The organism is Methylobacterium soli (assembly GCF_008806385.1).
In the GTDB taxonomy this organism is placed as follows: Bacteria; Pseudomonadota; Alphaproteobacteria; order Rhizobiales; family Beijerinckiaceae; genus Methylobacterium; species Methylobacterium soli.
Window position 1 is genome coordinate 70,631 of the sequence record NZ_VZZK01000004.1, and the last position, 21,561, is coordinate 92,191.

At 66.7% G+C, this 21,561-nt stretch carries 20 protein-coding genes and 3 pseudogenes; 13 read left to right on the plus strand and 10 right to left on the minus strand.

Annotated elements, in window-relative coordinates; translation table 11 throughout:
• Positions 1-275 precede the first annotated feature (275 nt).
• From F6X53_RS05270 to F6X53_RS05290, 5 genes are all read left to right on the plus strand, one after another.
• A complete protein-coding gene (locus tag F6X53_RS05270) occupies positions 276-1,022 on the plus strand; it encodes a Crp/Fnr family transcriptional regulator (protein WP_150997917.1) in 747 nt (248 codons plus the stop codon).
• A gap of 787 nt (positions 1,023-1,809) precedes the next feature.
• The gene (locus F6X53_RS05275) at positions 1,810-2,022 is read left to right on the plus strand and encodes a hypothetical protein (protein ID WP_150997919.1); all 213 of its coding nucleotides are present in this window, start codon (positions 1,810-1,812) and stop codon (positions 2,020-2,022) included.
• Positions 2,023-2,035: 13 nt separating this feature from the next.
• Positions 2,036-2,449 (plus strand): DUF6894 family protein, encoded by a 414-nt coding sequence (locus F6X53_RS05280; protein ID WP_150997921.1) that lies wholly within the window; start codon positions 2,036-2,038, stop codon positions 2,447-2,449.
• Between the two features lie 115 nt (positions 2,450-2,564).
• A complete protein-coding gene (locus F6X53_RS05285) occupies positions 2,565-3,965 on the plus strand; it encodes an IS30 family transposase (RefSeq protein WP_191970709.1) in 1,401 nt (466 codons plus the stop codon).
• A gap of 588 nt (positions 3,966-4,553) precedes the next feature.
• Positions 4,554-4,793, plus strand: coding sequence for a hypothetical protein (locus F6X53_RS05290; RefSeq protein ID WP_238296401.1), 240 nt, complete (start codon positions 4,554-4,556; stop codon positions 4,791-4,793).
• A gap of 303 nt (positions 4,794-5,096) precedes the next feature.
• Here F6X53_RS05290 and F6X53_RS05295 read toward each other — a convergent pair whose 3' ends face one another.
• The 3 genes from F6X53_RS05295 to F6X53_RS05305 form a co-directional block, all read right to left on the minus strand.
• The gene (locus F6X53_RS05295; protein WP_150997923.1) at positions 5,097-6,356 is read right to left on the minus strand and encodes an extracellular catalytic domain type 1 short-chain-length polyhydroxyalkanoate depolymerase; all 1,260 of its coding nucleotides are present in this window, start codon (positions 6,354-6,356) and stop codon (positions 5,097-5,099) included.
• 78 nt (positions 6,357-6,434) lie between these two features.
• The gene (locus F6X53_RS05300) at positions 6,435-6,854 is read right to left on the minus strand and encodes a CopG family transcriptional regulator (protein WP_150997925.1); all 420 of its coding nucleotides are present in this window, start codon (positions 6,852-6,854) and stop codon (positions 6,435-6,437) included.
• Between the two features lie 137 nt (positions 6,855-6,991).
• Positions 6,992-7,855, minus strand: coding sequence for a transglutaminase family protein (locus F6X53_RS05305; protein WP_150997927.1), 864 nt, complete (start codon positions 7,853-7,855; stop codon positions 6,992-6,994).
• 495 nt (positions 7,856-8,350) lie between these two features.
• On the opposite strand from F6X53_RS05305, the gene F6X53_RS05310 reads away from it, so the two are divergent.
• Positions 8,351-8,623: a hypothetical protein gene (locus F6X53_RS05310; RefSeq protein WP_306426587.1), complete on the plus strand. Its 273-nt coding sequence runs from the start codon at positions 8,351-8,353 to the stop codon at positions 8,621-8,623.
• Positions 8,624-8,779: 156 nt separating this feature from the next.
• A pseudogene (locus tag F6X53_RS05315) lies at positions 8,780-8,983 on the plus strand (PAS domain S-box protein); the annotation flags it as partial.
• Positions 8,984-9,133: 150 nt separating this feature from the next.
• Here F6X53_RS05315 and F6X53_RS05320 read toward each other — a convergent pair.
• The 5 genes and pseudogenes from F6X53_RS05320 to F6X53_RS05335 all read right to left on the minus strand — a co-directional run bounded on the left by F6X53_RS05320 (position 9,134) and on the right by F6X53_RS05335 (position 14,576).
• Positions 9,134-10,123 (minus strand): IS3 family transposase, encoded by a 990-nt coding sequence (locus F6X53_RS05320; protein WP_306426588.1) that lies wholly within the window; start codon positions 10,121-10,123, stop codon positions 9,134-9,136.
• Positions 10,081-10,233 (minus strand): annotated as a pseudogene (locus F6X53_RS33075) (transposase); the annotation flags it as partial. The pseudogene F6X53_RS33075 and the gene F6X53_RS05320, both read right to left, overlap by 43 nt.
• 590 nt (positions 10,234-10,823) lie before the next feature.
• On the minus strand, positions 10,824-11,609 hold the full coding sequence (locus tag F6X53_RS05325; protein ID WP_244965528.1) for an SDR family oxidoreductase: 786 nt from the start codon (positions 11,607-11,609) through the stop codon (positions 10,824-10,826).
• 256 nt (positions 11,610-11,865) lie between these two features.
• Positions 11,866-14,091: pseudogene (locus F6X53_RS05330) on the minus strand (xanthine dehydrogenase family protein molybdopterin-binding subunit).
• 14 nt (positions 14,092-14,105) lie between these two features.
• The gene (locus F6X53_RS05335; protein WP_150997935.1) at positions 14,106-14,576 is read right to left on the minus strand and encodes a (2Fe-2S)-binding protein; all 471 of its coding nucleotides are present in this window, start codon (positions 14,574-14,576) and stop codon (positions 14,106-14,108) included.
• A gap of 136 nt (positions 14,577-14,712) precedes the next feature.
• Between F6X53_RS05335 and F6X53_RS05340 the strand changes: the two genes are divergently transcribed.
• Positions 14,713-15,309 carry a hypothetical protein gene (locus F6X53_RS05340; RefSeq protein WP_150997937.1) on the plus strand — a complete coding sequence of 199 codons (597 nt, stop codon included), beginning with the start codon at positions 14,713-14,715 and terminating at the stop codon, positions 15,307-15,309.
• Positions 15,310-15,605: 296 nt separating this feature from the next.
• Here F6X53_RS05340 and F6X53_RS33080 read toward each other — a convergent pair whose 3' ends face one another.
• Positions 15,606-15,746 carry a hypothetical protein gene (locus F6X53_RS33080; protein ID WP_238298754.1) on the minus strand — a complete coding sequence of 47 codons (141 nt, stop codon included), beginning with the start codon at positions 15,744-15,746 and terminating at the stop codon, positions 15,606-15,608.
• A complete protein-coding gene (locus F6X53_RS05345) occupies positions 15,725-16,351 on the minus strand; it encodes a pirin family protein (protein ID WP_238298756.1) in 627 nt (208 codons plus the stop codon). The genes F6X53_RS33080 and F6X53_RS05345 overlap by 22 nt, the downstream gene beginning before the upstream one ends.
• 109 nt (positions 16,352-16,460) lie before the next feature.
• Here F6X53_RS05345 and F6X53_RS05350 point away from each other — a divergent pair, with 109 nt between their 5' ends.
• From F6X53_RS05350 to F6X53_RS05370, 5 genes are all read left to right on the plus strand, one after another.
• A complete protein-coding gene (locus F6X53_RS05350) occupies positions 16,461-17,327 on the plus strand; it encodes a LysR family transcriptional regulator (protein WP_150997939.1) in 867 nt (288 codons plus the stop codon).
• A 138-nt stretch (positions 17,328-17,465) separates the two neighbouring features.
• A complete protein-coding gene (locus tag F6X53_RS05355) occupies positions 17,466-18,083 on the plus strand; it encodes an isochorismatase family protein (protein WP_150997941.1) in 618 nt (205 codons plus the stop codon).
• A gap of 181 nt (positions 18,084-18,264) precedes the next feature.
• Positions 18,265-18,882 carry a glutathione S-transferase family protein gene (locus F6X53_RS05360; protein WP_150997943.1) on the plus strand — a complete coding sequence of 206 codons (618 nt, stop codon included), beginning with the start codon at positions 18,265-18,267 and terminating at the stop codon, positions 18,880-18,882.
• Between the two features lie 59 nt (positions 18,883-18,941).
• Positions 18,942-21,005, plus strand: a complete 2,064-nt coding sequence (locus F6X53_RS05365; RefSeq protein ID WP_150997945.1) for a 2Fe-2S iron-sulfur cluster-binding protein — start codon at positions 18,942-18,944, stop codon at positions 21,003-21,005.
• 89 nt (positions 21,006-21,094) lie between these two features.
• Positions 21,095-21,559 carry a nuclear transport factor 2 family protein gene (locus F6X53_RS05370; RefSeq protein ID WP_150997947.1) on the plus strand — a complete coding sequence of 155 codons (465 nt, stop codon included), beginning with the start codon at positions 21,095-21,097 and terminating at the stop codon, positions 21,557-21,559.
• The last annotated feature ends 2 nt before the right edge of the window (positions 21,560-21,561 follow it).

A 21,561-nucleotide genomic window follows, 5' to 3' on the forward strand; every position in this document is an offset into this window, starting at 1 on the left:
CCTGCTAGGTTCCGCTGGAGCAAGCCCTATTGGAACGAGGGTGGTTTGAATTGCTCCTGCTCAGACGCCGCTGCCGCCGCAAATCCTGCCCATCCACCCGTGGCTGGTAAAACTGCCGGGTGTCCAACCAAGTAGTCAAAAACTCTGTAAACCGCTTTACGTTGAGACATTTGAATCACATGGGTTTATGATCGTTCTTATCACCAGCTGTTCGACACAGGTGCTGGTGGCTGGGAGAGACGAGCGCTTCTACCTGCAATGCAAGGTGAAGCTCTATGTCCTCGGCTTCCGAGAACCACTCTCTGACCCTGCTAATCCGCAAGCTGGAGAGCATCGCGACCCTCACGGACGAGGAGCGTCAGGCCATCCTCAGCCTGCCGTCCAAGACCCGCGTTCTCGCGCCCGGTCAGGACATCGCGCGCGACGGCGACAAGCCTTCGCAGTGCTGCCTCATCCTCGATGGCTGGGCCTGCCGTTACAAGGTCCTGAACAAGGGTCGGCGACAGATCTTCTCCTTCCACATCGCGGGTGACATCCCGGATCTGCAGAGCCTGCATCTGCACACCATGGATCACTCCCTCGGTACGATCACTCAAGCCACAGTAGCCTTCATCCCGCACGAGAGCATGCGCGAGTTGACCACCCGCTATCCTGGCCTCGCGGCGGCCTTCTGGCGCGACACGCTGGTCGATGCGGCGATCTTCCGTGAGTGGATGATCGGCATGGGCCGGAAGTCGGCCTTCGGGCGGATCGCGCACCTGTTCTGCGAGATGTACCTCAAGCTCCAAGCTGTTGGTCTGGCCAGGGGCTACCGCTGCCCCTTGCCGATCACGCAGATCGATATCGGTGACGCTCTAGGTCTCTCGAACGTGCACGTCAACCGGACGCTGCAGGACATACGTGGCAAGGGCCTCATCACGCTCCGCGACAACACACTGGTGATCCAGGCGTGGGAGGAAATGATCCGGACCTCCGAGTTCGATCCCACGTACCTGCATCTGGAAAAGCGGGCTGCCGGATGAGCTTCAACCTCCGGGCGTAGGCCAGCAATCGCGTTCCAATGATGGCCGCTAATTGTCCTAGGTTAATGCTCTAGAATGTCATGGGTTAATGCTCTAGGCTGGCGCCCTCTGAGAAGGCTATGCCGGTGCCTGACTATGCGGCTGGACGTGCGCAGGTAGCGCGATCTGTTCGGTTGCGCGCCGACATTCGTGCTGAGGCTGCACGCTCACGCGAACTGCTCGAACAAGCTTACCTCCTCTTGAAGCGAACTGGCCCGACCCCGCTGGCGAGCACGCGATGCATGTGGGAACGACGAGTGAGTTCCGAGGTCACGAAGCCTACGTTGTAAGCTTTGCTCCATGCGAGCCGACCAGTTCCATAACGCTCAGTCGGCGAACAGCGCTTCGCCCCTGCGGAGGTCCTATAGAACAAGCCTATTGGAATGCGGGCCCGGTCTCACGCAGGCGAAGTTCATGTACGTGATGGTCCATCCCGACCAATAAGTGTAGTAGTCGACAATCGCCGGCCATGATCCTGGGCGCTAGCGGCTGAGAGACCGAGCGTGCTCCCGCCTACAAGCTGGAGCATTGCTATGGCCGGTGATACGCCCTCCGTCGCGGAGCTTTGCGCTCGTGCGAATGCAGCCATCGCGACCAGCCGCCGGCTGAAGGAGGAGATTGCAGCCTTGCTGGATGCCACACACGCCTACGCGGCGATGGCTTGCGCGAGGCTGGACCGTCCGCTCCACGGCCGTGCGGAGTCGATTGCTCAATCACCCGGCTCCGCCTCGGCCCAGCGAGCACCGTTGTGACGGTCTTCAACGTTGAAACGTCCCTCGACACCGCAATCCAGGCCGTGGCCGAAGCTGAGCAGCGTCAGGCGGGGCATGTCGGTCGCATGACTGAGATGAGCGGCGAGGAACAGGCGCGGGCCCGACACGGGTTAGTAGAGATCGAGCACACGCTCGTGCTGGCGCGTGCCCATCTTTCGCTCCTGCGCAGCCTCGGGACAGAGGCATGAAGAAGAAGAACTAATGACCGTCTACCATTTCCATCTTCGCACCGCGCATGGCCTGGAACGTGACGAGATCGGCCTGATCTGCCCGAACCTGGAGGAGGCCTATCTCGACGCTTGCGCCAGCATTCCGAAGCTCGCTGTGGATCTGATCGAGCAAGGGTACGATCCGAGCGCCTGCATTTTCGAAATCTACGACGGGGCCGATCAGCTCCTGATGGAAGTGCCTTTCTTGGAGCGGATCAAACGGGTGCAGAAGCCGCCTCGCCAAGAGCCGCTGGCCATCTCGCGGGAGACACAGGCGCTGTTCGACCGGCTCGATCTGCTGAGACTGTCGATCCAGGACGAGACGGCGAAGCTGCGGGCCAACCTCGCACAAGCGCACGAGGAAACGGCGAATATCCGAGCGCGAGCCAAGCAGCACGTTCCGTAATGCCCACCCAACGAACCGCGCCACCCGTCGTAGCTCCTCAGTGGCTGCGCTGGGATCGCGGTTCACTGGGTGGATTCCAGTGGTCGTCGCAACGGCTTGGTGGAGGGCGGTTGCGATGGCGGGTCGGCGGCGTTCGGATCGGGCTCTTCGGGATAAGTTGCGGTCACCGGGTCGCCCCGGGGTAGCCTCGCGGGAGAAGCGACGGCGGTTCTGGGCGTTCATCGCCGAAGGACTGTCGAGCGAGGATGCAGCGATGAAGGTCGAGGTATCACAACCGGTCGGCTCGCGGTGGTTCCGGGTGTCGGGCGGGCTGGCGCCATCGCATCTCGCGCGCTCGTCAAAGCCACTTTCGGAGCGTTACCTCAGCTTTGCAGAACGGGAAGAGATCGCGCTGCTTCGCGCGCAGGGGGCTGGGGTGCGGGAGATGGCGCGCCATCTCGGACGGGCGGCCTCGACGATCTCGCGAGAGCTGAGGCGGAACGCCGCGACGCGTGGCGGCAACCTGGACTATCGGGCGACCACGGCACAGTGGCACGCGGAGCGTGCGGCGCGTCGACCAAAGCCCGCGAAGCTGGCGTCGCATGCGCCCTTGCGGTCCTATGTGCAGGAGCGTCTTTCCGGTCTCGTCACTCGCCCGGATGGGGGAGAGGTGAACGGGCCGGCGGTGCCCTGGAAGGGACGGCGCCATGGGCCGCGCCAGCATCGGCGATGGGCCAGGGCCTGGAGCCCAGAGCAGATCGCCGCCCGGCGTCAGTTGGACTACCCGGATGATGAGAGCATGCGCATCAGCCACGAGGCAATCTACCAGGCGCTCTACGTGCAGGGCCGGGGTGCGCTCAAGCGCGAGTTGACGCAGTGCCTGCGGACAGGACGGGCTCTGCGGGTGCCCCGAGCGCGTGCGCAATCGGGCGGTAAGTCGTTTGTGACCCCGGAGGTCCTGATCAGCGAACGTCCGGCCGAGGCGGAGGACCGGGCTGTTCCGGGGCATTGGGAGGGCGATCTGATCCTGGGGCTGAACAGCTCCGCCATCGGCACCCTGGTGGAGCGGACGACGCGGTTCACGATGCTGCTGCACCTGCCGCCGATGGAGGGGCACGGGACGCAGCCTCGCGCGAAGAACGGGCCAGCGCTTGCTGGCCATGGCGCCGAGGCGGTCCGCGATGCGATCACCCGCACGATCACCACCTTACCCGAGCAGGTGCGACGCTCGCTGACATGGGACCAAGGGGCCGAGATGGCGCAGCACGCACGGCTGCGCATCGATGCAGGCCTGAAGGTCTACTTTTGCGATCCGCACTCTCCCTGGCAGAGGGGCACGAATGAGAACACCAACGGGCTCCTGCGACAGTACTTCCCGAAGGGGACGAACCTGGGCGCCTACGACATTGAGGAGCTTGCCGCCGTGGCCGCGGCTCTGAACGGCAGACCACGCAAGACGCTCGGATGGCGAACGCCCGCCGAGGCGCTCGACGGTGTGCGCCGATCCGTTCATGGTGGTGTTGCGACGACCACTTGAGAACAAGCTGCCATTCCTGATCGCTCGCAGGAACAGCTCTGCACATTTCGATGCGCAGGCTTCCGCTCGTGCCCTTGTGTTGAAGGCTTCAGCGGCGCGGATGGCCCCATCTGGTCCGAGACAGACTGCTAACCAGGGCAACCCGAAGGCTGGGGGATCGTAGACGACGAACGTGTAGTGGCCGTCGCTCTCTCGGCTAGGCATCCAGCCCCTCCTTCCTGGATGAAGGCCGGGACCGTACCGCCTGACGCAGTCAGTGACCAGCAGGGGGTTAACCCATGTTGTTTCCGTGCGGTCCGTCAGTGTGGACGGACCCGCCTTCCTCAGCCATCCTGAGGCATGCCGGCAGCGATCCCTGGACACAGTCTCCGCAAGCATAGCAACCGCCCGCGCATCCTCCCGCACAGGCAGTTTTTCTATACCTAATGTGCGAGGCGCCGCGCGGTCGGAACGAGCACTTCCGGAGACTTCAAAAAGGGCCTTAATCGCGTTCCATAATCGAACTTACGCGACGGGAAACGGGCACGTTACGCAAATTGCGCGGCCTCGGACGCGCGTGGGACACAGGCCCAAAAGGGCGCTAGGTTCATGTCTATGATTAACCTAGAGCAAGAGAACGACCATCTTGCCCAAGTGGACCAGCACATTGCCGAGGGCGACCTGCGCGTGACGGAGCAGATTGCTCTGATCGAGCGCATGACTAAGGACGGACAGGACACGGCCAGTGCAACGGAGCTCCTGCGGGCGCTTAAAGAGATGTTGGAGCAGTGGCGCTGGCACCGTCACCTTATTCTCGACAGGATCGCGCAACTCACGGCGGAACCATGAGGCGTTCAGTCTCATAAGTTCGCTTACGCGAGTCGGGCGGCTCCATAACACTCGATCTCAGAACGGCGCTGCTCGCGGGGGCTGCCAAGCATGTTGCGTCGCAAGTGTGCTTCCAGCGTCGCTGATTGATGCCAGGAATTCGTTTCAGCGGCCCCTCGGACGCCCGTGCTTGAGAGGAACCCAGGATGGGCCGGTCCCGCAAAGAGGCCGGCCCATACTTCCGTTGTTGGAGAGGGGTAGAAATCCTTGTCGGCCATCCCGCATCCTTGGCCGGAGCCGAGGACCTCAAACTTCCTCGGAAGCTCAGTGTCGGGTCGTGCCGCTCGCGCTTGCGTGAGCCATGAAGAAGCGCACCATCTCACGGCTCGCATCGGGGCCGCGTGGGTCCGTGTAGCTGCCATTTGTACTCCCACCGGACCAAGCGTGTCCGGCCCCATGCAGAACCCACTGCTCCAACACCTCTCGACCAGAATCATCGGACTGGATGGTGCGGGTGTAGCTCATTCCACCGGGGCTCTCCCCCTGCGTAACGATCTTGCTCGACGTTGCCTCGGGCATGGCCTGAGCGATGACTCGATCGCCGTTGACCGGGTTGACGGTGCGGTCGGCATCACCGTGGAAGACGATGGTCGGAACCGAGGTGCGCGTTCCTCGTGGCTGAACCGTCGCGGCTCCGTTCATAGCAGCGAAGGCGGATGGCATGTCCTTGGCCGCGCCGCAGGGGAGACCGGAATGGACACCGACTGCCGCGAACACGTCAGGATAGGTCGCCGCCATGATGGCAGCTGCCGCGCCGCCGGCGGACAGTCCCGCGGCGTAGACCCGCGTCGGATCGGCTGAGAACTCCCGGACGACCTCACGTGCGATGCCCGCGATCAGCGAGGGCTCGCCTCTCTCTCGCTGCTGATCAGAAGCGTTGAACCAGTTCCAGCACTTCTGCATGTTGGCCGATTGCGGCTGGCCCGGATAGGCCACCAGGAAGGTCTGCTCCTCGGCAAGCTCGTTCATCCGCGTCCCGGCAGCGAAGTCATCGGGGGACTGGGTGCAGCCGTGCAGCATGACGACGACAGGAAGCGCCTGGCCCGTATAGCCGCTCGGGACGTAGACCTTGTAGGTCCGGCTGCCAGCGTCGTTGGAGAAGCTCCGCTCCTCGTACCGGGCGCCGTCTGGCACCGGGACCGGCGCACGTCGCAGCGATCCGAGACCTTCGCCAAGGTCGGGCATCGAGCCCATCTTGGGAAAGCGCTCGCGCAAGGATCGTAGTGTCTCTGACAGGCTCGGGCGTGCGGAGGTCGCCTTCTCTTCGGTCGGAGCCGCGCCGGTTGCGCCCTTCCCGAAGCCCGGGGCCGTCCAGGCTCCTCCCGGAGTCGAGGGCGCTACCATGTCGATGGTCGGCCATGGTCGCGCAGCGCGGGCCCCGGTGCGAGCCGGCTCCTGTTCCGTGGCCGCTTGCGGTTTGGCAGCTACCGGGCGTCCCTGAAGCAGCGCCATGGCCTCAGTGAGCTGGCCGGCTCGGGTGAGACGGGTCACCTCACCCATGTCGATGGCGGAGAATGCGTTCATGGTCATGATCCTGGATGAGGTGGACGAGCCGGTGCAGGCGGGGCTGGCCCTCGCCGCGGATAAGGTTCAGATGAGAGATCAGGCGGTACGGTCGGCCAACGCCGCCTTGACCGCCGGGCTGGCGTGGAAGGCGCCGAGCACCTGCACTGAGGCAATGCCTGCCCGGGCCAGTTCCGGCGTGACGTCGGACGCGATAGAGGCGAGGCCGAGGACCTGAATGTGGAGCGGGGTGGCAGCGTCCCTTGCTGCTTCCAGATCCTGCCGGGTGTAGTGCGAGAGGCCAAGGCTGAGCTGCTTGCGGGCCACCGATTGCTTCACGGCGTCGCTCTGGCGTTCGAGCTGGTTGCGCACGGCCGTTCGAATGAAGTCGGCGCGGTTGGCGTAGAAGCCGTCGCGAACAAGCAGGTCGATATGCCCGAGATCGACGAAGCCGAGGTTGATCGTCAGCTTCTCACTGTCAGGCGATTTGGGCCGAAGCTCCCGCACATTACCCGCCACCTCTTAGACCTCCTCAGACCATCCGGATGGATGGTCTAGAGATGGCTATGGGATGCAGGTCGACAAGGGCGGGCTAACGTTTTTGCCAGGAGGTTCTCGAGACAGGGGCACACGAGGGTGCAGGACCATCGGTCGGCTTAGGAGGTGACGCTGACCTCGACGGTCATGCCTTGGGGTGCGTCGGCTGGGCCGCTGAAGCTACCCATCACCGGCATGGCTTGGCGGACGTCGCGCACGACAGCGACGGGGATCAGGTTCGCGCCGCCCACGCTGCGGTTGGTCGGGTCGAAGGTGATCCAGCCCGCGCCCAGCAGGTAGACTTCGGCCCAGGCGTGGGTGGACCCTGCGCCGGAGGAGCCGACAAGCGCTTGCGCTGGGTCGTAAAGGTACCCAGAGACGATCCGCGCGCCGAAACCGAGGCTACGAACCGCCTCAACAAAGAGGGTCGCGAGGTCCCGACAGGACCCTTGGCCCAGCGCAAGGGTTCGGCTCGGCGCCTGCGTGCCCTCATTCTCTCTGGCTTCATAGCCGATCCCGCCTGCGACGCCGGCGTTGAGATCCTTGAGGAGGGACAGGGTGTCGGTCGGATAGCCCGCGACAAACCCCTGTGCCCAGTTCTGGAGGCGCGCGTTCTCGTCGGGATACTGCCGAGCCGTGAGCGCGCCGAGATCCGTCCACTCGTCGTCGGAATACCGGAAGGGAAACGAAGCCGCTGACGCGGAGATGTCGAACACCGGATAGGCCACAGCACTGAGCTCAACCCGCGCGACGCTGTCGATGACGAGCGTAGGGGCTGGTGCCTGAAACGTGGCTGTTGCCACAGCATTTCCGGCAACGTCGTAGGCCCAGGTCACAGTCGCGGAGGGTGTCACGGTGAGGTCGGTTGAGACGAGGCGGACGTCACGCAACTCACGGGGCTGCAGCAGGAGCCGATGCGGTCCGAAGCTTACGGGCTGCCGGTAGCGGTAGGTCGTCCGATGGTGGATGCGCAGATTGACCAATGAATGCTCCCGCAGGGTTACTCAGGCTTCCCCCGCCGGCGCGGCCATTCTTCTAAAGTTGGATTGGCGTGCACCTCCGACGCCGGTTGGTGCGGTAAGCCGTCGATCACTAACCCAACGCTTGGAAGTGCAGCTGACGGTCCACAGTGAGGGTCCAGAGCGGCTCCGCAAAGTGTCCCGGGAGCTCGGAAAGAAATCCTGTTGAGACGCGGAAAGTTTCTCACGCGGATGTCCCGCCGGGAAATACCGTCGATGGACACCTCAATCCCAATCGGCTGCTCAGCTGTCAAACGCCGCTCTTGCCCTGTTGATCGGGGCCAGGAGGAGACGCAGGCTAGCAGCCATATGGTCACGGCCGTTGAACTCGCGGGTCAGGCCGCAGGTTGACCACTATTGATGTGAAGGACTGACCAAGTGTTTCGATCCGAAGATCACCCCTCACCGGGAAATATTCCTGCTCATGCGCCGCCGCCTTCTGACAAGCCGACTACGGCCATGTTGAAGGCTGACATCGATAGCGGAAGCACTGGTGACAAGGTCGTGCACTACGATCCTGGCCTGTCGCAACTCGGCACAGATGACGAAGCTGCCGGTCACTCCCCCTCGCACGAACGCATTGCCCTGGCGCGGAAGACTGAGGCAGCCTCTGACCGCGTCCGCAAGATTGGTAACCCACAAGGTCGCCAATCGTGGGTGCTGCCAGGCTTCGTGGGCTTTATCGTCGCCGTTCCGCTGATCGTTGGCAGCGCGCTATGGCTGGCTCCGTGATGAGTCCACGGCGGGGTTGATCCCGTTCCAATGGGGCCTACGACATCGGCGGTTTCGCTCTGGTAGGTGTTAGATTGAGTGTATGACTGTCCGAAAATCCCGCTGCGCCGTTCCGCTTGCCTCCTTCGCCCTTAGCTTCCAACGCGGGAGCGTTTGATGGATACCGACCGGGCGACCGAGCCGGCTGTGATCCGCGGGGACCGGTACCGGTTGCTGGTCGAGAGCATCGTCGACTACGCCATCTACATGCTTGACGCCCAAGGGAACGTCACGAGCTGGAACCGGGGAGCGCAGCGCTTCAAGGGCTACACCGACACAGAGATCATCGGACAGCACTTCTCGCGCTTCTACACGGAGGAGTGATCCGCCCCCACAGGAGTGGTCCGCCCTTTAGTATGGCTTTTGAGCCTGTGGAGTTGACCCGATTTGTGGTCCACCACCTATGCAAGTTCTCGGGCTGTGTGAGGGTCCCCCGGATCTTGGTCCGGCCGGAAGGTGAGCTTCCGGGTCTCATTCGGCGGCCTGCAGGGCCGCCGCCAGGGCGAATTCCTGGGGCGTTCGCCACCCCAGGGCTGTGTGAGGACGGCTCTCGTTGTAGTGCCGCCGCCACGTCTCGATCTTGCTCCGCGCGTCGGCCAACGACAAGAACCAGTTCGCGTTCAGGCACTCGTCGCGCAGGCGGCCGTTGAACGACTCGACCAGCGCGTTGTCGGTCGGCTTGCCAGGGCGCGAGAAGTCCAACGTGACGCCGTTCTCGTAAGCCCAGCGGTCGAGTGCTTTCGAGACGAACTCAGGGCCGTTGTCGACCTGAATCGCGCACGGTGCTCCGCGCAGCAGTGCCAAGCGGCCGACGACAGCCACGACCTGCTCGCCTTTGATGCCTTGGTCGACCTCGATCGCCAGAGCCTCGCGCGTGAACACATCGACGACCGTCAGGGTGCGCAGCCGGCGACCGTCGAACAGCGCGTCGGAGACGAAGTCCATCGACCAACGCTCGTTCGGCCGGAGTGCCGCAGGCTGACGCTCACGGTGTGCCCCGCTGACGTGCCGGCGCGGCCGCTTGAGCCGCAGACTCAGCCCCTCGTCCCGGTAGAGACGGTGAACCCTCTTATGGTTCACTCGCCAACCTTCCCGGCGCAGCAGGATGTAGATCCGGTAGTAGCCGTAGCGCACCCGGCTCTTGGCCAGATCGCAGATGCGCATCCGCAGCGGTGCCTGATCGGGCTTGGTCGAGCGGTAGCGGATGCCCGACCGACCGACGCCGAGCGCGACGCAGCTGCGCCGTTCGCTCACCCCGTGCGCCTCCTGAACCTGGTGCACGAGCTCGCGTCGCCGAGCAGGCGTTAGAGCTTTTTTGCGAGCACGTCCTGCAGAATGTGCTTGTCGAGGCTCAGATCGGCAACGAGCTGCTTGAGCTTGCGGTTCTCGTCTTCGAGCTGCTTCAGCCGCCGCAGCTCGCCCGTCCCCAAGCCGCCGTAGAGCTTCTTCCAGCGGTAGAATGTCTGCTCGGAGATGCCCATCCGGCGCAGCACCTCCGCCACCGGTGTCCCAGTCTCGGCCTGCTTCAGCGCGAAGGCGATCTGCTCTTCGGTGAACCTGCTCTTCTTCACGGCTCCGCTCCTCCCGTCAGGGCCTCACAAAACCGGAAAACTCGCACTCACGCCGGACCAAAGCGATGGGGGGACGTCAGGTCAGGGTCACGCGGACTGGGCGGCCTAACAAGGTCCAGTGCACGAATGACCGCTTTGGAGTTCCTGCCCGAACCGGCTGAATGGCGGCAAAGGGCGCGAAGCGGCCGGCCGAAGCTGGCCGAAAGCCGTCGGTCCGCTTCGAGGACCTGATCGTCAGTAAGCGGACGTCCGGCGTGGCTCAGGTGAAGGGCTCAAAGTGACCGTTGCCGACCTCCGGCGTTGCTGGTTCGCGAGTCCGCTTGGGAGGTAAAGGCGGACGTGGCATTTGCGAATACAAAGTCAGCATGGCGCTGTGCATCGAGAGACCCTGTGCAGCATGGCAGCGCATCGGATCAAGCCGCACCTCGTATACTCGAACTGCCTGACTCAACAGACGAGCGACTCAGGCTCGCTACCGAGGCTGGCGCATCAAAATTGCGGTGCTGATGGCTCGAATGTAGCGCCGTGCTCAGGGAGGGGTCGGGTCGGACGGATCCAACATCTGACACTGCCCCCTGGAACATCGACTCTCAGATGCCTCGGATGAGTCCGCCGTCGATCCGAATCTTCGCACCGGTCACGTAGGACGCGCGGGCGCTGGCCAGAAAGGCCACGACATCCGCGAACTCCTCTGGCTTGCCGTACCGGCCTGCCGGGATCGTCGTGACCACCGCCTTCGCGACCTCGTCCCTCGTCGCCCCCGTGCGGGCAGCAGCGGCATCGTCGAGCTGATCGACGCGCTCCGTATGGATGCGGCCCGGCAGCACGACGTTCACCGTCACGCCCTGTGCCGCGACTTCCGCCGCCAGGGTCTTCGACCACCCAACCACTGCGGCGCGCACACCGTTGGACAGGGCGAGCCGCGGGATGGGCTGATCGACGCCCGAGGACGCAATCGTGACGATTCGGCCCCAGCCACGCTCCGTCATCTGCGGAAGCAAGCCCTGAACGAGGTGGAACAGGTTCGCGGCCATCGCTTCGAAATGCGCCATCCAATCGCTGCGGCTCGTGTCCCGCGCCTCTCCCGGGGGTGGACCGCCGGAATTGCCGATCACGATGTCCACGCCGCCGCTCGTGCGCAGCGAAGAGACGAGCGCGTCCACCGAGGTGATGTTCGCCAGATCGACAGCTACCGCTTCGACCTGCGAGCGGCGCTCCTGCGGCATCGCTTCAATCCAGCCCGCGAGCGCGTCGGCATTGCGGGCGGCCGCCACGACGGTCGCTCCCTCTTCCGCGAGCGTCCGCGCGATCGCGGCGCCGAGCCCGCGGCTGGCGCCGATCACCAGGGCCCGCTTTCCGGCAAGTCCAAGGTCCATTGTCTTCCTCCAGATCATGATCATTGATGCGGGGGCACACGACCCCGTCCGCGTGCCCCCGAACCGTCCTCCTCGTGTGCGAAGACGGCTGCGAGGTCCCTGAAGCTGCGCAGAGAAGGACTTGGTCGGAAGCTTAGGCCGATCTTGTCAGAGGCGCCGCCTCGCTTATCATCCGTGGGGCTCGTGGGGAGCCGACCGCCCGCTGCGCCATCCGGGCAGCGGGCAGTCCAAGTCGGGCTTGGCTGGTGCCGGCCCATCAGGTCGCCTGCAGGGCGGCCTTCACCTTGGCCGGCGTGAACGGTACCGAACGCAGGCGTGCGCCGGTCGCGTCGAAGATCGCGTTCGCGACCGCCGCTGGGACGATGGCGGCCGAGGGCTCGCCCGCGCCCCAAGGCTTCTCGGTCGGCCGGTCGATCAGCGCAGTCACCACCTCGGGCACGTCCGGAAAGGTCAGGATCGGGTAGCTCGCCCAGTCGAGGCTTGTCACCGCGCCCCGGTCGAACGTGACCTCCTCCATCAGCACCCGGCTCACCGTCTGAATGACGTTGCCGTCGAGTTGGTTGCGCACGCCGTCCGGATTGATGATCTGTCCGCAATCCTGCGCCACGAAGAAGCGCGGCACGCGCACCTGCCCGGTGCTGCGGTTGACCTCCACCTCGGCGACGCCCGCCACGTAGGTCCGGTTGAGCTCGTACTTCACGTAGGACAAGCCGCGCCCGCGCAGAACGTCGCCGGAAACCTCCTTCACCGGCGAGGGCCGGGCCTGCCACTGCGCGATCTCGGCCACCCGCTTCAGCACCGCGATGCCGCGCGGGTCCTTGAGCGCGCGCAGGCGGTACTCCAGCGGGTCGGCGCCCGCCGCCGCCGCGCACTCGTCGAGGAAAGCCTCGTTGGCGTAGGTGTTCTGCATCCGGCCCGGCGTCCGGATCCAGGAGGGTCGAAACGGCGTCGTGGCCAGGCGGTGGCAGACGGTGCGCACGTTCGGGAAGGCGTAGGGCAGCGCCGAGTTCTGGATGACATTGCCGGGCGCCATCGTGGTCTCGTGCGGCAGCCCGGCGAGATCAGCCGCCACCAGCGGCACGTTGCCGGCCGCGCCCTCCGGCACGTGGAACTGCGAGGACCAAGCGGCGACGTTGCCCTCGCCGTCGAGCCCCGCCTTCAGGTCGATCAGCGTCGGCGGTTCCTTCGGGTCCCAGCCATGTTCATCGGCGCGCGACCACTGCACCCGCACTGGCCGGCCGACCGCGCGGGCGAGCAGTGCCGCATCGCCCGCGGCGTCCTCGTGGCCGTTACGGCCGTAGCAGCCCTACCCCTCGACGTAGATGCAGCGCACGGCCTCGGGCGCGAGACCGGCCATTGCCGCGAGCTGCTTGCGGAGCGCATGCGTCATCTGCGAGGCCGTCCAGCAGGTGAGCAGCCCGTCCTTGAACTCCGCGATCGCGCATGAGGGCCCGATTGAGCCGTGGGTGTGGATGGCGAAGTCGTAGCTCGCCTCCAGAACGCGGGCGGCCTTGCCAAGCGCCGCATCGGCATCGCCTGTGCTGCTGGTGACGTCATCCTTCGTCACCTTGGTGGCGCGAACGTGCTGCCAGAGCTTGTCCTGCTCCGGCAGGCCCTCCCATTTCGACCAGGTCGCCTTGATCTGCCCGGCCCCCTTCGCGGCCGCCCACTCCTTCTCGGCGACGACCGCCAGGAAATTGCCCTGGCGCACCACTTGGATCAGGCCCGGAATGCCGGCGACCGAGGCCTCGTCCACGCTCTGCAGGTCCGCCCCGATGGCTGGCGGCCGGACCACGCGGGCATGCACCATGCCGGGCACGCGGTAATCCTGCATGTAGGTGAAGCGGCCACTCACCTTGTCGGGAATGTCGATCCGAGCCACCGACTTGCCCACGAGCGCGAAGGTGGCGGGGTCCTTGGTGGCGACGGCCGGGTCGACCTTCAGGTCGAGGCGTCCGTCCTTCACGAGCTCAGCGTAGGTGATGCCCGCACCGCCGGCCTTCGGCCGCACAGCGCCGTTCTCGCTTACCAGCGTCTCGGTCGGCACGCGGAGCCGCTCGCTCGCGAGTTGCACGAGCCGGGCGCGCGCCGTCGCGGCCGCCTGCCGGATCTCGACGCCGCCCTTCTGGATCGAGAGGCTGCCGTAGGTTGGGCCCTGGTCGGGGGTCAGCGCCGTGTCGCCCTGCACGAACGTGACGCGGTCGAGCGGCAGGTCGAGCTCCTCGGCCGCAATCTGCGCCATCGCGGTCTCGATGCCGGTGCCGAGATCGACCTTGCCGGAGAAGATCGTGGCGCGGCCATCGGCGCCCAGCGCCAGGAAGCTGTCCACTTGGTCCGGTGCGATCGGCTTAGAGAACCCGTTGGTGACGACCGGCGCGAAGGCCTGCGCGTGGGCGGCGCGGCTGCCGGAGAGCGAAAAGCCGACCACGAGCGCGCCGCCCTGAAGGAGCAGGCTGCGGCGCGAGAGTGTGGGTGCGTTCATGGCTGCAGCCTCCCTCAGAGCGTGCCGGCGGCGCGCTGGACGGCGCGCACGATCCGCAGGTGGGTGCCGCAGCGGCAGAGGTTCTGGGCCAGCGCATGCCGGATCGCGGCCTCGTCGGGCTTCGGGGTCTCGTTGAGGAGGGCGGCCGACTGCATGATCATGCCGTTGATGCAGTAGCCGCACTGCGCGGCCTGCTCCTCGATGAAGGCCGCCTGCACCGGATGAAGCGTGCCCGGACCGCCGAGGCCCTCGAGGGTTATAATCTTCGCCCCCGGCTTCAGGCTCGAGACCGGGGTGATGCAGGAGCGCACCGCCTGCCCGTCGACATGGACCGTGCAGGAGCCGCACTGGCCCAGCCCGCAGCCGAAACGCGGGCCGTGCAGGCCGAGATCGTCGCGCAGCACATAGAGGAGCGGCGTTTCGGGATCGTCCACGGTCACGCGCGCGGCGCGCCCGTTCACGTCCAACGACATAGGCTGCGCCATGGAGTGTCTCCCTGGAACTATTCTCGTATGCGGGGCCTATACCCTGCGTTGAGCCGGGGCAACGCGACCGCGTGACAGCAAACGTCCATTCGCTGCCTGCGATCCCGGTTTGGTTCGGCGTCATTAGGGAGGCCCCATGTCCTGGCGCAGCCGCAGCCGTTTCGTCCCCGCGTTCGCGCTCGTGCTTGTTGCGGGCCAGACAGCTGCAGCCGAATCGGTCGCGCAGGATTGGCCGGAGCCTGCACGCAAGGTCGCGGTTGCGATCATGGACAAGTACGGCCCTCCGCAAGAGCGGACGGCGACCCTTCTGATCTGGTACCGGAATGGACCCTGGATTCGTACCGTGGTGCACAAAGTAGGTGCCGAGCACGACTTTCCAGCTAAGCACAGCGACGTGCTGGAACAGAGCCTGCCCTACAAAGTGCCGCTCAATTTCTACAGCGCGGTCGCGACCTTCAACGGAAGTGCAATCCCCGACCGCACGCGGGGCACGCTCACGGCCTACGGCGCGGGTGAAACCGAGAACGTGCTGAGCCTAAATCTCGCCTGTGCCGTGGTACGGGGCGAGCTGACGCCGGAACAGGCGCGCGAGAAGCAGGTTGCGGCTGCCCAGGAGCTCAAGGACGGAAGGACGCCCGAGTTGGCCGTGAAGCTGACGGTCGAGCAGCAGCAGGAAGGCGACGTCTCGGACCCAGACACGGCGATGATCCTGCCGCCCGGCCGCACACCGTAGGTGATCACCCCCTTGGTCTCCCTCCGCTTCCATCAAGAGTGGACCTTAGGCACGTAATCCAGAAGGCCCGGAAGTAACGCTGAGCGGCCGGCCGAAGCTGGCCGAAAGCTGCCAGTCCGCCTTGAAGCGGGCAAAGCGGTGGAGCGGACATTCTGCGCGGCTCAGATGAATGCCTCAGAGTGACCCTCATGGGCCTTGCGAGCGGCCGCCGTCGCTCGCGTCCATCCGTAGCGCGATCCTGGGGCGAGTTCGATAGGTCGGTCCAGGGACACGGCCGGTGCACGCAGACCAGGCCTTCAACCAGTGAGCACGTTCCCGCTGAACATGCCGCCCCGGAAGACCGGCGCCCCCGGATCGGTCGAGAACAGGACGAGGTCGGCGTCGGAGGCGGCCTGCACCCTCCCGCCGTCCCCCTTCAGGTACGCCGTCTCGCCCACCGCATCGTCAAGCAGCCGACCTCGACGTCGCCGCCGAAGACGTGGAGCAAGCGAACCGCGTCGGGCGCCGGGAGCGAAGGCAAGGACAACGCGGACCCGGCCGGAACGTGCGCGTCGGAAACCCATGCCTGGGCGCGGACCTCCAGCGGCGCGCCTCCGGGCCCCGCGATGAGGCGCCACTTGCCGTGGCTCAGGACCTCCCGGAACTCGTGAAACTGGACCTTGGGTTCGAGGTCGGCCGCCCGCGGCCGCAGGAAGATCTGCAACGCCTTGACCGGGCCGTGGTCGAGCATCCGCTCCTCGTGCCGGAAGGTGTGGCCGGCGTTCATCATCATCATGCGCGTCGCCGTGATCTCCTCCTGGTTGCCGACGGTGTCCCGGTGGAGCATCCGGCCGGCTCGGACGTAGGTCAGGATCTCGTCGTCGCGATGCGGGTGCATCCCGATGACGTGCCCAGGTGCCACGGTGGCGCGGTCGATGCGACCGATGGCGCCCAGGCCGCTGTCCCCGCCTCCGAGGCTCAGCCCGGGACGTATGATCTCCACAGCGAAGCCGCGGGCCGGGTCACCCATGCGGTCGCCGCGCCTGAGCTTGGTCACGTCCATGGTCGTCGTCCTTTTTTCGTGGGCGTCCTAGCCAGGGAACGTAGCGTCGTCGTGACCGGGACGGTATCGTCCGATCCGGGCAAGCTCCGTCCCGGGAAGCGGAACGCGCATGGACGTCGACGACCTGAGGACCTTCGTGGAGGTGGCCGACGCCGGCGGGGTGTCCGCCGCGTCCCGCCGCCTCAACCTGGCGAAGTCGATTGTCAGCCGGCGGCTGCTGCGGCTGGAGGCCGAACTGGGCACCCAGCTCCTCGCCCGCACCACCCGCGGCGCAGCCCTCACCGAGGCGGGCACGACATTCAGGGACCACGCTGCGAGGGTGTGCGCGGAGGTGGACGCCGCCCTGGAGGCCATCTCGCCCGGCGGCGAGCTCCGCGGCCTTCTGCGGGTCGCCGTGCCCTCCACGTTCGGCCCGACGCATTTCGCGCCGGCCATCGCGGAGCTCACCCGCCGCCACCCGCAGCTGCAGATCAACTGCCGCTACAGCGATCGCTACGTCGACCTTGTCACCGAGGGCTTCGATTGCGGCATCCGGGTCGGGTACCTGCCGGATTCGAACCTCGTCGCGCGCCGCATCGGGTCCTTCTCCGTGCGGCTGTTCGCGAGCCCGGACTACGTCGCCGCGCACGGCGCACCCGAGACGCCTGGGGAGGTGCCCGGGCATCCCGCCGTGATGATCGGCACGGAGACTTGGACGTTCAGCGCCGGGGGCAAGTCGTTCCCCATCCGCCCGACGGGCCGCTTCAAGGCCGATAGTGCGGTGGCTATCGCGGAGGCGACGGCTGCGGGCGCGGGCATCACCGCGCTGCCCGACGTCATCGCGGAGCGCTACGTCGCGGCTGCCTCGCTGGTGCCGCTCATGCCGGGCTACGCGCTTCCGTCCATCGGCATGTTCGTGGTGCGCCCCCCGGGACAGCACCAGTCGCGCAAGGTGCAGGCGCTCACTGACCTTCTGATCGAGCGCCTCGGCCGCTAAGCCACACCGCTCCGCCGTCGTCCCGCTTTCAGGGACGGTGAGTGCCGGAACCGGCGGCTAGTGGTGCAGAGTGGGGGACGGCATCTTCGTGGTGTCAAGCGGTTCCGGAGCGGGGCCGCCACACCGAAGGAGAACGCCATGCCCTACGAGAGATTGACCGCCGAGAACGCCGCCGTCCTGTTCGTCGACCACCAGACCGGGCTCGCCAACGGCGTGCAGACCCAGACGCCCGCCGACTTCCTCAACAACGTGAAGGCCCTCGTCACCATCGCGCAGATCTACAAGCTGCCGGCCATCATCACGACCAGCGCGGCCGACGGCCCGAACGGACCAGTCTTGCCGGTCGTCGCCCAGGGCCTGCCCAACGCGACCGTCGTGCACCGGCCGGGTGAGATCAACGCCTTCGACAACACCGACTTCGCCGCCGCCGTGAAGGCGACCGGCCGCAGGAAGCTCCTGATCGCCGGCATCTCGACCGAGGTCTGCGTGGCCTTCGCGGCGCTCGCGGCCCGCGAGGCGGGCTATGACGTCTACGCGGTGCTCGACGCCTCGGGCACCTGGAGCAAGCTCGTCGAGGAGGCGGCCATCGCCCGCATGGTGCAGGCCGGCGTCGTGCCGATCACCTGGGTGGCGGTGGGCGCGGAACTCCTCGGCCACTGGCAGTCCGACGCCGGCGAGGCGCACGCCAAGCTGATGGGCGACCACCTGCCCTTCGCCGGCAACATCTACGCGAGCTTCCTAGCCGCGAAGGGCTAGGCGTGACCGTCGGGAGGGACCGGTCCCCATCGCTCGGTGACGGCCGGCCCCTCGCTCCTGATTATTCCGCTCGCGACAACAATGAACTGACGAAAGCGAGCATTCTCGCCGTGGTCCATCCGGGACACCTTCTCCCTGCGGCTCGGGACTTTACCCGGCCACGAAGTCAGGGAACGCGGTCATGAAGCTCTACCATCACCCCCTCTCGGGCCACGCGCACCGGGCCCGCCTGTTCCTCTCCCTGCTCGGCGTGCCCCACGAGGCGATCGAGGTCGACCTGAAGGCAGGCGCCCACAAGCGGCCCGAGTTCCTCGCCCTCAACCCGTTCGGGCAGGTGCCGGTGCTCGACGACGAGGGCACCGTCGTCTTGGACTCGAACGCCATCCTCGTCTACGTGGCGCGCAAGCTCGGGCGGGCCGACTGGCTGCCGGAGGACGCCCAGGGCGAGGCCGCCGTGCAGCGGTGGCTGTCGGTGGCGGCCGGCGAGCTCGCCTACGGCCCGGCCGCCGCGCGGCTCGTCACTGTGTTCGGCGCGAAGTTCAACCCGGAGGAGGTGATCGGCCGGGCTCACACTCTTCTCAGTCGCCTGGAGGCGCATCTCGCCGGTCGGGACTGGCTGGTCGGCGAGCGCCCCACCATCGCGGACATCGCGCTCTACAGCTACCTGGCGCGCGCGCCCGAGGGGAACGTCGACCTCTCAGGCTACGCCAAAGTCAACGCATTCCTCCGCCGCATCGAGGCCCTACCGGGCTTCCTTCCCTTCGTCCAGACGCCCGCCGGCCTGACGGCCGCCGCGTGACCTTGCGGGTCGGGGCGCGCCGGTGGGCGCGCCCCGACCGTACCAGACGGGAGTGCATCATGAGCGACGGTCTGACCATCACAAAGTCCTCGCCCTGGCATCCGGGCGAAAAGGCCATCCAGCAGCAGGTCGGCGTCGCCGATCGCATGGAAGAGGTGGGCCGCCGCGTGGTGCGGGACTACATGCCCGACCAGCACCGCGCGTTCTACGCCCAGATCCCCTTCATGGTGGCCGGCAGCGTCGATGGCCGGGGCGATGCCTGGGCCACCCTGCTCGCCGGCTATCCAGGCTTCATCGCCTCGCCGACGCCGACCGCCCTCGACATCGCGGTCCGGCCCGATCCGAGCGATCCGGCGAGCCAGGGCATGCGCGACGGTGAGGCCATCGGGCTCCTTGGGATCGAGTTGCACACCCGCCGCCGCAACCGCGTCAACGGCCGGATCGGCGGGTCGGCGGACGGCGTCCTGCGCTTCGCTGTCGATCAGAGCTTCGGCAACTGTCCGCAGTACATCCAACTGCGTGACGTCGCCTTGGTCCGCGACCCGCAGGAGCCCTTCGCTGGGGCCGTCGAGGAGAGCGCCGAGCTCGACGCCGGGGCGCGCGCCATGATCGAGGCCGCCGACACCTTCTTTGTCGCCTCCTACGCCGAGCGCGACGACCGCCGCCAGGTCGACGTCTCGCATCGGGGCGGGAAAGTGGGCTTCGTCCGCGTCTCAGCCGACGGTCCGCTGACGATTCCCGACTTCGCCGGCAACCTCTTCTTCGCGACGCTGGGCAACATCCTCCTGAATGGCAAGGCCGGTCTCGTCTTCGCCGACTTCGAGACGGGCGACCTCCTGCAGATGACCGGCGACGCCGAGGTTGTCTTGTCCTCGCCCGAGATCGCAGCCTTCCAGGGCGCCGAGCGGCTCTGGACGTTCCGGCCCCGCCTGGTCGTGCGGCGGCGGGGCGCGCTGCCCCTGCGCTGGACGTTTCAGGCGGACGGCTGGTCGCCGAACTCCGTGACGACCGGTGACTGGCGCGAGGCCGCCGACCGGCTCCGGGCCGCGGACCTCGCGACGCAGTGGCGCCCGTTCACGGTCACGAAGATCGTCGACGAGAGTCACGCGATCCGCTCCTTCCACCTCCAGCCTGCGGACGGGTCCGGGCTGATCCCGCACCAGGCGGGGCAGCACCTGCCCATCCGCGTGTTGCTCCCCGGCGCGGACAAGCCGGTCATCCGCACCTACACGCTCTCGGTCGCGCCCTCGGACGCGGTCTACCGGATCAGCGTCAAGCGGGACGGCACCGTGTCCGGGCACCTCCACGACACGCTGAGAGTCGGCGACGTGGTTGAGGCGCGGGCGCCGGCCGGCGGCTTCACTATCGATGCCCACGCCAAGCGGCCCGCCGTGCTGCTCGCTGGCGGCATCGGCATCACGCCGCTCCTCGCGATGCTGCGCCACATCGTCTACGAGGGTCTGCGCACCCGCGGCATCAGGCCGACCACCCTGGTCCAAGCGGCCCGCTCGAAGGACGAGCGTCCCTTCGATAGGGAGGTGGCCGAGCTCGCCGCCGCGGCCCAGGGCGCGGTGAGGATCGTGCGGGTGCTGAGCGCGCCCGGGAGTGCCGTGGAAGGCGTCGACTACGACGTCCCCGGCCGGATCGACATGGCGCTGCTCGCCCGCGTGCTGCCGTTCGGCGACTACGACTTCTACCTCTGCGGTCCGACCGCCTTCACGCAGTCGCTCTACGACGGGCTGCGCGGCCTGAACGTCGCCGACGACCACATCCACGCCGAGACCTTCGGCCCATCCTCGCTGATCCGGAGCGTCCCGGGCGACATCGGGACGGCCCGGCTGCCGCACGCGTCGACGGAGCCGGTCCCGGTCGCCTTCCTGAACGCGTCCAAGGAGGCGCGCTGGACGCCGGAAGCCGGAACGCTGCTGGAACTCGCCGAGGCTCGCGGCCTCAGCCCGGAGTTCAGTTGCCGGACCGGGACCTGCGGCACCTGCAGGACCAAGCTCCTGAAAGGTGCCGTCACCTACGCGAAGGCGCCCACCGCGCCCCACGCGGCCGACGAGGTGCTGATCTGCTCCGCCACCCCGGCCGAGGGCAGCGACCCCGTACACCTCGCCCTCTGACCGAAGGCGATGGCCGAGGGGCACGTCCCGCCGGCCTACCGACCGCCCTCTCGACACGCGTCCACCCCGAAAACCCCGAGGAGAAGCCGATGTCCCGTCCCCCGCTGCCGCCGTTCACTGAAGAGAGCGCCATCGAGAAGGTCCGCCTCGCCGAAGACGGCTGGAACAGCCGCGACCCGGCCAAGGTCGCCCTGGCCTACACGACCGACACCCGTTGGCGGAACAGGGCCGAGTTCGTCACGAGCCGGGAGGAGGCCCAGGCCTTCCTCACCCGCAAGTGGAACCGCGAGCTCGACTACCGCCTGATCAAGGAGCTCTGGGCCTTCACCGGCAACCGCATCGCGGTGCGTTACGCCTACGAGTACCACGACGACAGCGGGCAGTGGTTCCGGGCCTACGGCAACGAGAACTGGGAGTTCGCCGAGGACGGGCTGATGCGGGCGCGTCACGCCAGCATCAACGAGCACTCGATCAGCGAGGCCGAGCGCCGGTTCCGCTGGCCGCTAGGGCGCCGGCCGGACGACTATCCGGGTCTCAGCCACTTCGGCTTCTGAAC

Coding starts and splice junctions, on each gene's coding strand:
- F6X53_RS05270 (WP_150997917.1), top strand. CDS start 276: ATGTCCTCGGCTTCCGAGAACCACTCTCTGACCCTGCTAATCCGCAAG.
- F6X53_RS05280 (WP_150997921.1), top strand. CDS start 2,036: ATGACCGTCTACCATTTCCATCTTCGCACCGCGCATGGCCTGGAACGT.
- F6X53_RS05285 (WP_191970709.1), top strand. CDS start 2,565: ATGGCGGGTCGGCGGCGTTCGGATCGGGCTCTTCGGGATAAGTTGCGG.
- F6X53_RS05290 (WP_238296401.1), top strand. CDS start 4,554: ATGTCTATGATTAACCTAGAGCAAGAGAACGACCATCTTGCCCAAGTG.
- F6X53_RS05295 (WP_150997923.1), bottom strand. CDS start 6,356: ATGAACGCATTCTCCGCCATCGACATGGGTGAGGTGACCCGTCTCACC.
- F6X53_RS05310 (WP_306426587.1), top strand. CDS start 8,351: ATGTTGAAGGCTGACATCGATAGCGGAAGCACTGGTGACAAGGTCGTG.
- F6X53_RS05325 (WP_244965528.1), bottom strand. CDS start 11,609: ATGGACCTTGGACTTGCCGGAAAGCGGGCCCTGGTGATCGGCGCCAGC.
- F6X53_RS05335 (WP_150997935.1), bottom strand. CDS start 14,576: ATGGCGCAGCCTATGTCGTTGGACGTGAACGGGCGCGCCGCGCGCGTG.
- F6X53_RS05340 (WP_150997937.1), top strand. CDS start 14,713: ATGTCCTGGCGCAGCCGCAGCCGTTTCGTCCCCGCGTTCGCGCTCGTG.
- F6X53_RS05345 (WP_238298756.1), bottom strand. CDS start 16,351: ATGGACGTGACCAAGCTCAGGCGCGGCGACCGCATGGGTGACCCGGCC.
- F6X53_RS05350 (WP_150997939.1), top strand. CDS start 16,461: ATGGACGTCGACGACCTGAGGACCTTCGTGGAGGTGGCCGACGCCGGC.
- F6X53_RS05355 (WP_150997941.1), top strand. CDS start 17,466: ATGCCCTACGAGAGATTGACCGCCGAGAACGCCGCCGTCCTGTTCGTC.
- F6X53_RS05360 (WP_150997943.1), top strand. CDS start 18,265: ATGAAGCTCTACCATCACCCCCTCTCGGGCCACGCGCACCGGGCCCGC.
- F6X53_RS05365 (WP_150997945.1), top strand. CDS start 18,942: ATGAGCGACGGTCTGACCATCACAAAGTCCTCGCCCTGGCATCCGGGC.
- F6X53_RS05370 (WP_150997947.1), top strand. CDS start 21,095: ATGTCCCGTCCCCCGCTGCCGCCGTTCACTGAAGAGAGCGCCATCGAG.